This is a genomic window from Variovorax sp. TLI9-5A, assembly GCF_056867935.1.
In genome coordinates this window covers 3,890,444-3,903,169 of record NZ_CP200310.1, presented here as the reverse complement: position 1 = coordinate 3,903,169, position 12,726 = coordinate 3,890,444, and the positions used below count along the sequence as shown (strand labels likewise).

The following is a 12,726-nucleotide window of genomic DNA, read 5'->3' as shown; positions in this document are numbered from 1 at the left end:
TGGGCGGAATCAGAGCGTCGGGTCCTGCCCCGGCGGCGCACTGCGCACGGCCAGCGTCTGCAGCCGCGCATAGAGCCCGTCGAGCGCCATGAGTTGCTCGTGGCTGCCTTGCTCGGCGATGCGGCCTTGCTCCATCACGATGATCCGGTCGGCGTGCTGGATGGTCGAGAGGCGGTGCGCCACGATCAGCGTGGTGCGGTTCTGCATCAGGCGCTGAAGGGCGTCCTGCACCAGGCGTTCGGATTCGGTGTCGAGGGCAGACGTGGCCTCGTCGAGCAGCAGCACGGGCGCATTCTTGTAGAGCGCGCGGGCAATGGCGAGCCGCTGGCGCTGGCCGCCCGAGAGCTGCGTGGCGTTGTGGCCCAGCACGGTGTCGATGCCTTGGGGCAGGATCTCGACGTGCGCGCTCAGGTTGGCGGCCTCTATGCACTGCAGCACGCGCTCGCGGTCGACCTCGGCGCCCAGCGCCACGTTGGCGGCCAGCGTGTCGTTGAGCATCACGACGTCCTGGCTCACCATCGCGAACTGGGCGCGCAGGCTCTTGAGCTGCCATTCGCTGGTGTCGTGCCCGTCGAGCAGCACCTGGCCGCTGCTGGGCTGCACGAAGCGCGGCAGCAGGTTGACCAGCGTGGTCTTGCCCGAGCCCGAGGGGCCGACGAAGGCCACCACCTGGCCGGGCTCGATGACAAGGTTCACGCCGTCGAGCGCGCGCTGCTCGTCGTCACCGCGGTAGCTGACCCGCACGTTGCGCAGTTCGATGCGGCCCTGGGCATGCTCGAGGCTGAAGCTGCCCTGCGATTCCGGGGCCACTTCGTCGATGAGGATCAGCCCGCGCTCCAGCGCGGCGAGGCCGCGCGTGATCGGCCCGGCCACTTCGGCAAGGCGGCGGATCGGCGCGATCAGCATCAGCATGGCCGTGATGTAGGCCACGAAGCCGCCCACGGTGAAGCCCTGCTTGCCGCTTTGCCACAGCGCGATCATCACCACCACTGAAAGCGCCAGCGACGCCATCATCTGCGTGAGCGGCGTGGTGGCGGCCTGTGCGATGGTCGACTTCACGGCCAGCCGGTTCAGCCGCTGGCTCAACTGCTCGAAGCGGCGGCCCTGCGCGCCTTCGGCGCCGTGCAGGCGCACCACGCGGTGGGCAAGCACGTTTTCCTCGACCACGTAGGCCAGCTCGTCGGTGGCCTGCTGGCCCTGCTGGGTCAGGCGGTAGAGCCGCTTGGAGAACACCTTCATGATCCAGGAGATGCTGGGTACCAGGAAGGCGACGATGAGGGTGAGCTTCCAGTTCAGGTAGACCAGATAGCCCAGCAGCGCGATCAGCGTGAAACCGTCGCGCGTGAGCCCGAGCAGCGCCTGCACCAGCAGCATCGCGCCGGTCTGCACTTCATAGACGACCGTGTTCGAAAGCGCGCTGGCCGACTGGCGGGCGAACAGTGCGAGCTCGGCGCCGAGCAGACGCTCGAACAGCACCCGCCGCAGCTTCTGCATGCCTTCGTTGGCGATGCGCGAGAGCGCGTACTGGGAAATGAACTGGGCAATGCCGCGCACCGCGAACAGCAGCAGCACGGCGGCGGGCACGAACCACAGCGGCATTTCGCCGCGCGTGAAGCCCCGGTCGAGCAGGGGCTTCAGCAGCGCCGCCATCAACGGCTCGGTGACGGCAGCGAGCAGCGCCCCGACGAGTCCGAGGGCCCACCATTGACGGGAGCCGCCAAACCAGGTCATGAGTCGCGCCAGACGGCGCGTCAGGGGAGGGCGCGCGCTCTCGGCGCCGGGGGATGCTTGCATGGCGGCGGATTTTACGGGCGGGCCCGTGCGGGCCTGCCGCAGTCGCGGCTGTAGGACCGCGCCGATGGATAAACGTTTTGTGACGGCCCCCTCGAACCAGTGTGTAACATGTGGCCCGTTGAAGCCGGGGAGAACTTTTCACCCCGAAACCTCTCCGAACCGCATGAACAAGCCGTTGCCAGCCCAAATTCCAACTCCTTCTTCATCGCTATTTGCACGCCGCACCGTCATTGCGGCCCTTGCTGCCACCCCCATGATTCCTGCTCTGGCCCAGTTCCGGGTCGAGGTTTCCGGTGTGGGGCTCACGCAGTTGCCGATCGCGCTCGTTCCATTCAAGGGACAGGAATCCTCCCCGCAGAAGATCTCCGACATCGTCCAGGCTGACCTGGAACGCAGCGGCCAGTTCCGCGGCGTCGATGCTTCGGGACAGGCCCTCGACGAGGCATCGCGCCCCGATCTTTCGCTGTGGCGCCAGCGCACCGCCGACTCGCTCGTGGCGGGCAGCGTCACCCGTCTGGCCGACGGCCGCTTCGACGTGCGCTTCCGCCTGTGGGACGTGGTGAAGGGCCAGGATCTCGGTGGCCAGAGCTACACCGTTCCCCAGGGCGATCTGCGCCTGGCATCGCACCGCATCGCCGACTACGTGTACGAGAAGCTGACGGGCGAGAAAGGTATCTTCTCGACCCGCATCGCCTACGTCACCAAGGGCGGCAGCCGCTACTCGCTGTGGGTGGCCGACGCCGATGGGGAGAACGCGCAGGCTGCGCTCGCCAGCCCCGAGCCGATCATCTCGCCGTGCTGGTCGTCCAACGGCCAGCAGCTCGCGTACGTTTCCTTCGAGTCGCGCAAGCCCGTCGTGTACGTGCACAACGTGGCCACCGGCCAGCGCCGCCTGCTTGCCAACTTCAAGGGCTCCAACAGCGCTCCAGCCTGGGCGCCCGACGGCAATTCGCTGGCCGTCACGCTCAGCCGCGACGGCGGTTCGCAGCTTTTCTCCATTCCGGCCAGCGGCGGCGAACCACGCCGCCTGACCCAGAGTTCCAGCATCGACACCGAGCCGGTGTACTCGGCCGACGGCGGCACGATCTACTTCGTGAGCGACCGCGGCGGCGCTCCCCAGATCTACAAGATGAGCGCCAGCGGCGGCAGCCCGACGCGGGTGACCTTCAGCGGCACCTACAACATCTCTCCGTCTGTCAGCGGCGATGGCCGGTGGTTGGCCTACATCTCGCGAGTGGGCGGCGCCTTCAAACTCCATGTGATGGAGTTGGCAACCGGCAACGTCAGCGCGATCACCGACACCTCCGCGGACGAAAGTCCGAGTTTTGCACCGAACAGCAAGCTGATCGTCTATGCCACGCAGCTGCAGGGCCGCGAAGCCCTGATGACGACCACGCTCGATGGAAAAATAAAGGCACGACTGGCGGGGCAGGCGGGAGACATCAGGGAACCGGACTGGGGTCCGTTCCAGAAGCAATGACCAAGGTTTATTTGAGGAGTTTGAAAAAATGTTGAAACGTACGCTCTATTCGCTGGCCATCGTGGCTCTCATCGCCGGTTGCTCGTCGGGCACCAAGCTCAACGAAACGCCGGTGACCGACCGCTCGGGCACGGCTGGCGGCCAGCAGGGCGCCAGCACCGTGGCACCTGTCACCATCGACCCGACCGCGGGCACCGCGCAAGGTCCGGTGGGCGTCGAGCGCATCGTCTACTTCGACTACGACAGCTACACGGTCAAGCCAGAGTTCCAGTCGCTGATCGACGGCCATGCCCGCTTCCTCAAGGCCAACCCGCAGCGCCGCATCTCGATCGAAGGCCACACCGACGAGCGCGGCGGCCGCGAGTACAACCTGGCCCTCGGTCAGAAGCGCTCCGAAGCCGTGCGTCGCGCGCTGACCCTGCTGGGCGTGAACGACAACCAGATCGAAGCCGTGAGCTTCGGCAAGGAAAAGCCGGCTGTCACCGGCTCGGGTGAGGAAGTCTGGGCGCAGAACCGCCGCGCCGAAATCCGCTACACCCGGTGATGCCACGCGCCCTACTGCGAGGCGCGGCGCTGGCCGCCGCCTTGCTTTGCGTCTCGGCGGCATCGCAGGCCGCGCTGTTCGAGGATGACGAGGCTCGCCGCGCCATCCTCGACCTGCGCCAGCGTGTCGAGGCCATGCGCCAGCAGACCGACCAGCGGCTCACCGACGAAAACGGCCAGCTGCGCCGCAGCCTGCTCGACCTGCAGAACCAGATCGAGCAGATGCGCGGCGACCTGGCCCGCATGACCGGCCAGAACGAGCAGCTCACGCGCACGCTGAGCGAAATGCAGTCGCGCCAGACCACCATCGACGACAAGCTCAAGCAGAGCGAGCCTTCGAAGGTGTCGGTGGACGGCCGCGAGTTCACCGCCGATCCCAAGGAAAAGGCCGATTTCGAGGCTGCCCTCGGCGTGTTCCGCTCGGGCCAGTTCGCGCAGGCGCAGACCGCGTTCGCCGAATTCGTCAAGCGCTACCCGCAAAGCGGCTACAACGCCTCGGCGCTGTTCTGGCTGGGCAATGCGCAGTACGCCACGCGCAACTACAACGAGGCCATCGCGAACTTCCGCTCCATGCTCTCGCTCGCGCCCGACCACGCCAAGGCCCCCGAGGCCGTGCTGTCGATCGCGAACTGCCAGATCGAGCTGAAGGACACGCGCGCCGCGCGCCGCACGCTGGAAGACCTGACCAAGGCCTACCCGCAGTCCGAAGCCGCGCAGGCCGGCCGCGAACGTCTCTCGCGCCTGCGCTGATGCGGGCGGAGCATTCCGCTTGAGCGCCATCATCGCCACTGCATCTCCCACTCTTCCCGCAGCCGCCGCGGATGTCGCCACCGACACCGCGGCGCCTGACTTTGCGCGCCGCTTCGGCGGCCTCGAGCGGCTCTATGGCGTGGCCGGCGCCGCGCGCATCCGCAATGCGCACGTGCTGGTCGTCGGCATCGGCGGCGTCGGCTCGTGGGCCGTCGAGGCGCTGGCGCGCAGCGGAGTGGGGCGCTTGACCATGATCGACCTCGACCACGTGTCGGAGTCGAACATCAACCGCCAGATCCACGCACTCGACGCGACCGTCGGGCAGGCCAAGGTCGAGGCCATGCGCGAGCGCATCGCGCAGATCAACCCTCAGTGCAGGGTGCAGGCCATCGACGATTTCGTCGAGCCCGGCAACTGGCTTGCGCTTCTCGATGGGGCACAGGCCGCGAACGGGCCGGCGACGGCGGTCATCGACGCCTGCGACCAAGTGAAGGCCAAGGTGGCGATGGCGGCCTGGGCGCGTGCATCGCGCACAGCGTTCATCACCGTGGGCGCTGCAGGCGGCAAGCGGCAGGCGCACAAGGTCGACATCGAAGATTTGTCGCTGGTCACGCACGACCCGCTGCTGGCCCAACTCCGCCAGCGCCTGCGCAAGGAGCACGGCGCTCCGCGCGAAGGCCGCAAGATCGGTGTCGCCTGCGTCTTCAGCCGCGAAAGCGTGGCCCCGCCGGACGCCTCGTGCGCCATCGAAAGCGGCGACGGCACGCTCAACTGCCACGGCTACGGATCGGTGGTCAGCGTGACCGCGACTTTCGGTCAATGCGCGGCAGGTTGGGTTCTGGACAAAATCGCGTCCAACGTCGCGCTATAATCTTTGGCTTTGCCGGATATCACTTCGGCAAAGAACAGAAAAATGGTTCGGGACGTTAGCTCAGTTGGTAGAGCAGCGGACTTTTAATCCGTTGGTCACTGGTTCGAATCCAGTACGTCCTACCAAGCCTTTTCTTCAAGAATCCTCGCCTGCCTTGCACGCGGGGATTTTTTTCGCCTCGGCCTTCGACGCAGGTTCAGTCCTGCAGCCATCAAGAATTAAAAAGCCCGCTGCTTTCCAGCAGCGGGCCCGATCGGCCGGCAGCGCGATGCGGCTCAGGCCTCTGGCGCCACCGCTCCGGGCAGCGCCGGCTGTTCCGGCGGGTTCTCCGCGCTCTCTGTTTTCTGATGCCGCGCCGCGATGAAGAGGTACATCGCCGGCACCACGAAGAGCGTGAACAGCGTGCCGATGGAAAGCCCGCTGAAGATCACGATGCCCATCGCCTTGCGGCCCGCCGCGCCGGCGCCCGAGGCGATCACCAGCGGCAGCACGCCGAAGACCATGGCGGCGGTCGTCATCAGGATGGGGCGCAGACGTGTGCCGGCGGCTTCCACGATGGCGTCGAGCTTGCTCAGGCCCTGCTTCTGCAGGCGGTTGGCCACCTCGACGATCAGGATGCCGTGCTTGCTGATGAGGCCCATCAGCGTCACCAGGCCCACCTGCGTGTAGATGTTCATCGAAGCGAAGCCCCAGAAGATGAAGATCATCGCGCCGAACAGGGCCAGCGGCACCGACACCAGGATCACAACCGGATCGCGGAAGCTCTCGAATTGCGCCGCCAGCGCCAGGAACACGATGATCAGCGCGAAGACGAAGGTGATGGCGAAGTTGCCCGACTCCTGCACGAACTGGCGCGACTGGCCCGAGTAGTCCACCGTGTAGCCGCTGGGCGCCAGCTGCTGCACCACGCCGCGCAGGTACTCCAGAGTCTCGCCCTGCGTGCCGCTGGGCACGCCCTGGATGGTCACGGAGTTGAGCTGCTGGAAGTGGTTCACCGTCTCCGGCTGCACGCTGTACTTCAGGCTCGCCACCGTGCTGGCCGGCACCACGCCGTTGGGCGTCTTGATGTAGAAGTTCAGCACGTCCGGCGGGTTCAGCCGGTCGACCTGCTGCACCTGCGGGATCACCTTGTACGAGCGGCCCGAAATGGAGAAGTAGTTGACGTAGGCGCCGCCCAGCGCCGCGCCCATCGCGTTGCCCACGTCCTGCTGCGTGATGCCCAGCGTGGCGATCTTGTCGCGGTCGACCACCACGGAGGCCTGCGGCAGGTCGATCTTCAGGTCGGCGTCGATGTAGTAGAACTTTCCGTCGGCGCGCGCCTTGTCCATGATCTGCTGGGCGAGGGCGTTCAGGTTCTCGAAGGGCTCTGTCGTCTTGATGACGAACTGCACCGGCAGGCCCGAGGCGCCCGGCAGCGCCGGAAACTGGAAGGCCACCACCTTCGCGCCGGCAATGCCGTTCCAGCGCTTCTGCAGGTCGGTCTGGATGTCGTGCGCGCTGCGCGTGCGCTGGTCCCAGGGCTTGAGCAGCACACCCGCAATGCCCGCGTTGGTGCTGGGCACGCCGGTGAGTTGGAAGAGCTGCGCGTATTCGGGCGTGTCGTGCGCGACCTTGAAGATCTGGTCCGCGTAGTTCTGCATCTGGTTGATGGTGGCCGTGGGCGCGCCCACCACCTGCGACAGCACGATGCCCTGGTCTTCCTCGGGCGCGAGTTCCGACTTCGACATCTTGAACATCACGAACAACAGCGCCACCAGGATCGCGCCCATGACGATCATCACCGGCCAGGTCTTGAGCACGCCGCGCAATATCAGCTGGTAGCGGTGGTGCACGCGCTCGAAGACGTGCTCGATCTTCATCGCGAACTTGCCGGTATCCTGCTCGGGCTTGAAGAAGCGCGAGCACATCATCGGCGACAGCGTGAGCGCCACGATGCCCGACACCACCACCGAGCCCGCGAGCGTGAAGGCGAACTCGGTGAAGAGCGAGCCGGTGAGCCCGCCCTGGAAGCCGATGGGCACGTACACCGCCACCAGCACCACCGTCATGGCCAGGATGGGCCCGCCCAGCTCGCGCGCCGCGAGCAGCGAGGCCTGCATGGGCGACTTGCCCTCGCGCATGTGCCGGTCGACGTTCTCCACCACGATGATCGCGTCGTCCACCACCAGCCCGATCGCCAGCACCAGCGCCAGCAGCGTGAGCAGGTTGATGGAGTAGCCCAGCGCCAGCATGATGAAGAAGGTGCCGATCAGCGACAGCGGCATCGCGATCACAGGCACCACCACCGCGCGCAGGCTGCCCAGGAACAGGTAGATCACCACCGTCACGATGATCAGCGCTTCCACCAGCGTCTTGATCACTTCGCTGATGGACGTGTTGATGAAGTCGGTCGAGTCGTAGACGATCTTGCCCGTCAGGCCCGTGGGCAGCTGGGACTGGATGTCCGGGAACACGGTGCGCACCTGCTTGGCCACGTCGAGGATGTTGGCCTCGGGCGCGACCTTGATGCCGATGAACACCGAGCGCACGCCGTTGAAGGCCACGTTGAAGTCGTAGTTCTCCGAGCCCAGCGTCACGTTGGCCACGTCCTGCAGCCGCACGATGGCACCGTTGGAGCTCTTCACCGACAGCTGCTTGAACTCGTCCACGCTGTGCAGAGAGGTGCCGGCCGTGAGAGGTACGCTCACCATCTGGCCCTTGCTCTGGCCCACGGCCGCGAGGTAGTTGTTGGCGGCCAGCGCCGCGCTCACGTCGGTGGCGGTCACGCCGTAGGCGGCCATCTTCTGCGCGTCGAGCCAGGCCCGCAGCGCGAAGGTTCGCGCACCGAGGATTTCGGCGGTCTGCACGCCGGGAATGGCGTTGAGCTTGGGCTGCACCACGCGCACCAGGAAGTCGGTGACGTTGTTGTTGGGCAGCGTGTCGCTGTAGAAGCCGATGTACATCGCGTCGGTGGTCTGGCCCGTGGCCACCGTCAGCACCGGCTGCTGCGCCTGCGGCGGCAGCTGGTTGCGCACCGAGTTCACCTGCGTGTTGATCTCGGTCAGCGCGCGGTTGGAGTCGTAGTTCAGCCGCAGCGTGGCGGTGATGGTCGAGACGCCCAGGCTGCTCGACGACGAGAGGTAGTCGATGCCCTGCGCCTGCGACACGGCGGCTTCGAGCGGCTGCGTGATGAAGCCCGCGACCGTGGCCGCGTCGGCGCCGTAATAGGCGGTGGCGATGGTGACCACGCCGTTCTCGGTCTTCGGGTACTGGTTGACCGGCAGGCCGGCCAGCGCCCGCAGCCCGAGCACCACGATCAGCATGCTCACCACCATCGCCAGCACCGGCCGGCGGATGAAGATGTCCGTGAAGTTCATGCGCTAGGCCCTCACTTTTCCTGCGGCGTCGGCGCCGGGTTGTTGGCGGGCTGGACGCTGTTGTCCACCACCACCGGCGTGCCGTTCTTCAGCTTGTTCTGTCCGCTGCTCACCACCACCTGGCCGGCCGCGAGGCCCTTGACGATGGCGATCTGGTCGCCGCGCGTCGGACCGGTCTCGATGAAGACCTGCTGCGCGACGAGCTGCTTCGCGCCCGATGGATTGGCGGGCTGGGCGGGAGCCCCCCGGCACTGGCCACACCTTCCTTGGGCGGCTCGGCTTCCTTCACCACGTACACGGTCGAGCCGTACGGGTTGTAGGTCACAGCGGTGGATGGCAGCGTGAGCTGCTCCTGCACGCCGCCCACGTCGATCTTCACGTTGGCGAACATGCCGGGCAGCAGGAGCTGCTTCGGATTGGAGACGGTCGCCTCGACCTGCACGTTGCGCGTGGCGGCGTCCACCTTGGGGCTGATCGCGTTGATCTTGCCGCTGAAGGCCTGGCCCGGGAAAGTGTCGACCGACAGGTTCACCACCTGGCCCACCGCCAGGCCCGCGAGCTGCTGCTGCGGCAGCGCGAAATCGACGTAGATCGGGTCCAGCGTCTGCAGCGTGACCAGCTTGTCGCCGGCGTTCACGTACTGTCCGGGGTTCAGCGTGGTGATGCCCAGGCGGCCCGAGAAGGGCGCGCGGATCGACTTCTTCGCCACCACCGCGGCCTGCTGCTCGACCTGCGCGCGCTTGGCCTTCAGGTCGTTGGTGTCGGCGTCGATCTGCGCCTGGCTCACGGCCTGCACCGCGAGCTGCGCCTGGTCGCGCTTGAGCACGATGGCGGCCTGCGCGGCGGCGGCCTCGGCCGAGTGCAGCAGGGCGACGTCGGAATCCGCATTGAGCTCGACCAGCAGCGTGCCGGCCTTCACGTCCTGCCCCGACTTGAAGTGCACCGCGCGCACCAGCCCGGCCACTTCGGTGCTGAGGTCGGCGCCGCGCACCGGATTCAGCGTGCCGACCGCGGTGAACTGCGACTGCCATTGCAGCTTCTGTACCTCGGCCGTCGACACCGTCTGCGGCGCCGGCTTGGGCACGGCAGCGATCAGCGCGCGGATCTGCATGAACTTGCCGAACGCGAGCACGGCGACCAGCAGCAGTACGCAGCCGATCATGATGATCATTCTTCGGGTCATAGATTGTTTTCTTGGAGTTTTGGAGTGTTCGGGGCCGCTCAGTTCTGCGGTGCTGTTGCTTGCGGTGCAGGCTGTCCCGGCGCGATCGCCGCGTCGGCCAGCGCGCCGCGGTTCCACCAGCCGCCGCCCAGCGCCTGGAAGAGGGCGGCCGTGTCGGCATAGCGCGCGGCCTGCGCCTGCGCCAGCGCGGTGTGCGTCTGCAGCCAGGCCTGCTGGGCGGTCAGCAGCGTCACGTAGCTCACCGCGCCGGCGCGGAACTGCGCGGTCGAGAGTTCGAGCGACTGCTTCGCGAGCGATTCGGCCGTGGCCTGGTTTTGCAGCGCGGCGGCGTCGAGCTCGAGCGCGCGCAATGCATCGGCCACGTTCTGGAAGGCGCCGAGCACGGTGTTACGGTATTGCGCCGCCGCCGAGTCGTAGGCAGCGACGGCGGCGCGCTGCTGCGCGCGAAGGGCGCCGCCGTTGAAGATCGGCTGCGTGAGCCCGGCGCCGATGTTCCACAGCGTGGTCGGCCCGGTGAACAGGTCGCGTGCGCGCAAGGAGGTGTTGCCGTAGCTCGCGCTGAGCTGGATCTGCGGATAGAGATTCGCCGTGGCCACGCCGACCGCCGCGCTGGCCTGGTGCAGTTGCGCCTCGCTGGCGCGCACGTCGGGCCGCTGGCGCGCCAGCTCCGATGGCAGCGACAGCGGCAGCTCCTGCGGCAGCGAAAGGCTGGCGAGATCGAACTCGGGCAGGCCCTGCTCGGAGGGCAGGCGGCCCGCGAACACCGCGAGCTGGTGGCGCGTCTGCGCGAGCGATTTCTCCAGGGGCGGAATCGCCGCTTGGGTCTGCGCGACCTGCGTGCGCTGCTGCAGCACGATCGATTTCGGGATCGCGCCGGTGTCGAACTGCTTTTCGATCACGCCCAGCTGCTCGCGCTGCGCCTGCAGCACCTCGCGCGTGGCCTGCAGCTGGCCGCGCAGCGCGGCTTCGCGGATCGCGGTGGTGACGAGGTTCGAAGTGAGCGTGAGGTAGGTCGCCTCCACCTGGTAGCGCTGTGCTTGCACGGCGGCCTGCGCACCCTCGATCTGCCGGCGCGAGCCGCCGAACACGTCGAGGTTGTAGCTGACGTTGACCGAGGCGTTGTACAGCGTGAGCAACTGGCCGCCAGGCACCTGCGTGCTGACCTCCGATGCGCGCTCGCGCTGCGCGCCCAGTTGCGCCGTGACCTGCGGCCACAGCAGGTTGCCCGACTTCGCGTCGTAGGTGGCTTCGGCCTGCCGCAGCGCCGCCTGCGCGGAAGCCAGCGTGGGGCTCTGGGCCAGCGAGGCGCGGATCAGCCTGTCGAGCGGCTCGGAGCGGAACACTTCCCACCACTGGCCGGGAATGTCGCGGCCCGGCAGCAGCTCCTGCGACTGGCCCGCGGGCACGTCGGACTTAACGGTGCGCGCCGGCATCGGCGCGGGGGTGTAGTCGGCACCGCTGGCTGCGGCGGGCAGGTCGGGCGTCCTGAAGTCCGGTCCGACCGCGCAGCCGCTCAACAGCAGCAGGACGGCGCCAAGCACGGCGCCCTGAACGGGCCACCCCGGCCGCGAGCGCGCAGGCGCAGCGCGCAACAACGAACCGGGGTGATCCTCCAACGCATTGTTTTCTTGATTTGGCATGGGGCAGCGGTTGTACACCCGGAACGCCCGGGCTGCCTGACTTTCCCGAAGTCTCGTAGCCGCCGCCCCACGCTGCGAGGCCGCTGCGACGAAATTGGTATTACACAGCGCGAAATGCATGGGCACGGCGCGAAGCGCGACTGTGCGTGGGGCGGTCTTCTTTCTTTCGCCGCCATCGAATCCGTTGCCTGCGGGCACCCGTACTGAAGACAGCCGCCGCCATTTCGCAGCGGTCGATCATTCAATCAGGAGCATCCACATGCAACGCAAATTTCACAGCCTCGCCGCGTTCTCCCTTGCCATTGCACTGTCTGCCGGCGCGGTCTCGGCCCTCGCGGCCTCTGTCATGGTGGGTGGCGCGCCGATGCTGCCGACCAAGGACATCATCGACAACGCGGTCAACTCCAAGGACCACACTACCCTGGTCGCGGCCGTCAAGGCGGCCGGCCTCGTCGATACCCTCAAGGGCCCGGGCCCGTTCACCGTGTTCGCGCCGACCAACGAAGCCTTCGCCGCGCTGCCGGCCGGCACCGTCGACACCCTTCTCAAGCCCGAGAGCAAGGACGCCCTGACCGGCGTGCTGACCTACCACGTCGTGGCCGGCAAGCTCGACGCCGCCGCGCTGAAGAAGCAAATCAAGGCCGGCAAGGGCTCGGCCGAACTGAAGACCGTGGCCGGCGGCATGCTCGTCGCCAAGGAAAAGGGCGGAAAGATCATGATCACCGACGAAAAGGGCGGCACCGCCACCGTGACGATCCCCAACGTCTACCAGTCGAACGGCGTGATCCACGTGGTCAACAAGGTCCTGCTGCCCAAGTAAGCCCCAAGGGCCGATTCCGGCCCCTTCCAGAAACACCGCGGAACCGGCTTCGCCGGGCCGCAGGTGTTGCCCCCGGTAGGGGGTTGGCGAAGCGGCACGCAGTGCCGCGCAGCCTGGGGGCGAGCAAAATTTTTTAAAAAAAAGCCCGCACAAGGCGGGCTTGAAGGTGACCTGCTGGAGGAGGGAGGATCAGAGGATGCAGGCCACAGGGAGAGACATGAATATCGCCTCTGAACCTGCACGCAACCTGACCTCGCTGGAATCCCGTTCCAGGCTAATTCCCGGCTCA

General features: G+C 67.0%; 9 protein-coding genes and 1 tRNA gene. 6 read left to right on the top strand and 4 right to left on the bottom strand.

What is annotated here, in order from left to right; all coding sequences use genetic code 11:
* Nucleotides 1-9 precede the first annotated feature (9 nt).
* Nucleotides 10-1,794, bottom strand: coding sequence for a lipid A export permease/ATP-binding protein MsbA (msbA, locus tag AC1VNX_RS18350; RefSeq protein ID WP_483158141.1), 1,785 nt, complete (start codon nucleotides 1,792-1,794; stop codon nucleotides 10-12).
* 253 nt (nucleotides 1,795-2,047) lie between these two features.
* On the opposite strand from msbA, the gene tolB reads away from it, so the two are divergent.
* The 5 genes from tolB to AC1VNX_RS18325 all read left to right on the top strand — a co-directional run bounded on the left by tolB (nucleotide 2,048) and on the right by AC1VNX_RS18325 (nucleotide 5,563).
* Nucleotides 2,048-3,274 carry a Tol-Pal system beta propeller repeat protein TolB gene (gene tolB / locus AC1VNX_RS18345; RefSeq protein ID WP_483158139.1) on the top strand — a complete coding sequence of 409 codons (1,227 nt, stop codon included), beginning with the start codon at nucleotides 2,048-2,050 and terminating at the stop codon, nucleotides 3,272-3,274.
* Nucleotides 3,275-3,302: 28 nt separating this feature from the next.
* Complete coding sequence (gene pal, locus AC1VNX_RS18340) at nucleotides 3,303-3,818, top strand: peptidoglycan-associated lipoprotein Pal (RefSeq protein WP_126019437.1); 516 nt, start codon at nucleotides 3,303-3,305, stop codon at nucleotides 3,816-3,818.
* Complete coding sequence (gene ybgF / locus AC1VNX_RS18335) at nucleotides 3,818-4,567, top strand: tol-pal system protein YbgF (protein WP_126019439.1); 750 nt, start codon at nucleotides 3,818-3,820, stop codon at nucleotides 4,565-4,567. Before pal ends, ybgF begins: the two co-directional genes overlap by 1 nt.
* A 139-nt stretch (nucleotides 4,568-4,706) precedes the next feature.
* A complete protein-coding gene (locus tag AC1VNX_RS18330; RefSeq protein WP_483161978.1) occupies nucleotides 4,707-5,438 on the top strand; it encodes a tRNA threonylcarbamoyladenosine dehydratase in 732 nt (243 codons plus the stop codon).
* Nucleotides 5,439-5,487: 49 nt separating this feature from the next.
* Nucleotides 5,488-5,563 (top strand) — tRNA-Lys (locus AC1VNX_RS18325).
* Nucleotides 5,564-5,713: 150 nt separating this feature from the next.
* Here AC1VNX_RS18325 and AC1VNX_RS18320 read toward each other — a convergent pair.
* From AC1VNX_RS18320 to AC1VNX_RS18310, 3 genes are all read right to left on the bottom strand, one after another.
* Complete coding sequence (locus AC1VNX_RS18320; RefSeq protein ID WP_483158136.1) at nucleotides 5,714-8,794, bottom strand: efflux RND transporter permease subunit; 3,081 nt, start codon at nucleotides 8,792-8,794, stop codon at nucleotides 5,714-5,716.
* A 109-nt stretch (nucleotides 8,795-8,903) separates the two neighbouring features.
* Complete coding sequence (locus AC1VNX_RS18315; RefSeq protein ID WP_483158134.1) at nucleotides 8,904-9,977, bottom strand: efflux RND transporter periplasmic adaptor subunit; 1,074 nt, start codon at nucleotides 9,975-9,977, stop codon at nucleotides 8,904-8,906.
* Between the two features lie 38 nt (nucleotides 9,978-10,015).
* Entirely contained in the window at nucleotides 10,016-11,518 is a 1,503-nt protein-coding gene (locus AC1VNX_RS18310) for an efflux transporter outer membrane subunit (protein ID WP_483158132.1), read from the bottom strand.
* Nucleotides 11,519-11,876: 358 nt separating this feature from the next.
* Between AC1VNX_RS18310 and AC1VNX_RS18305 the strand changes: the two genes are divergently transcribed.
* Nucleotides 11,877-12,437 (top strand): fasciclin domain-containing protein, encoded by a 561-nt coding sequence (locus AC1VNX_RS18305; protein WP_483158130.1) that lies wholly within the window; start codon nucleotides 11,877-11,879, stop codon nucleotides 12,435-12,437.
* Nucleotides 12,438-12,726: the final 289 nt, after the last annotated feature.

Excerpts from the sequence above, each read along its gene's own strand:
- pal (WP_126019437.1), top strand. The coding sequence starts at position 3,303 with ATGTTGAAACGTACGCTCTATTCGCTGGCCATCGTGGCTCTCATCGCC.
- AC1VNX_RS18315 (WP_483158134.1), bottom strand. The coding sequence starts at position 9,977 with ATGACCCGAAGAATGATCATCATGATCGGCTGCGTACTGCTGCTGGTC.
- tolB (WP_483158139.1), top strand. The coding sequence starts at position 2,048 with ATGATTCCTGCTCTGGCCCAGTTCCGGGTCGAGGTTTCCGGTGTGGGG.
- AC1VNX_RS18305 (WP_483158130.1), top strand. The coding sequence starts at position 11,877 with ATGCAACGCAAATTTCACAGCCTCGCCGCGTTCTCCCTTGCCATTGCA.
- ybgF (WP_126019439.1), top strand. The coding sequence starts at position 3,818 with ATGCCACGCGCCCTACTGCGAGGCGCGGCGCTGGCCGCCGCCTTGCTT.
- msbA (WP_483158141.1), bottom strand. The coding sequence starts at position 1,794 with ATGCAAGCATCCCCCGGCGCCGAGAGCGCGCGCCCTCCCCTGACGCGC.
- AC1VNX_RS18320 (WP_483158136.1), bottom strand. The coding sequence starts at position 8,794 with ATGAACTTCACGGACATCTTCATCCGCCGGCCGGTGCTGGCGATGGTG.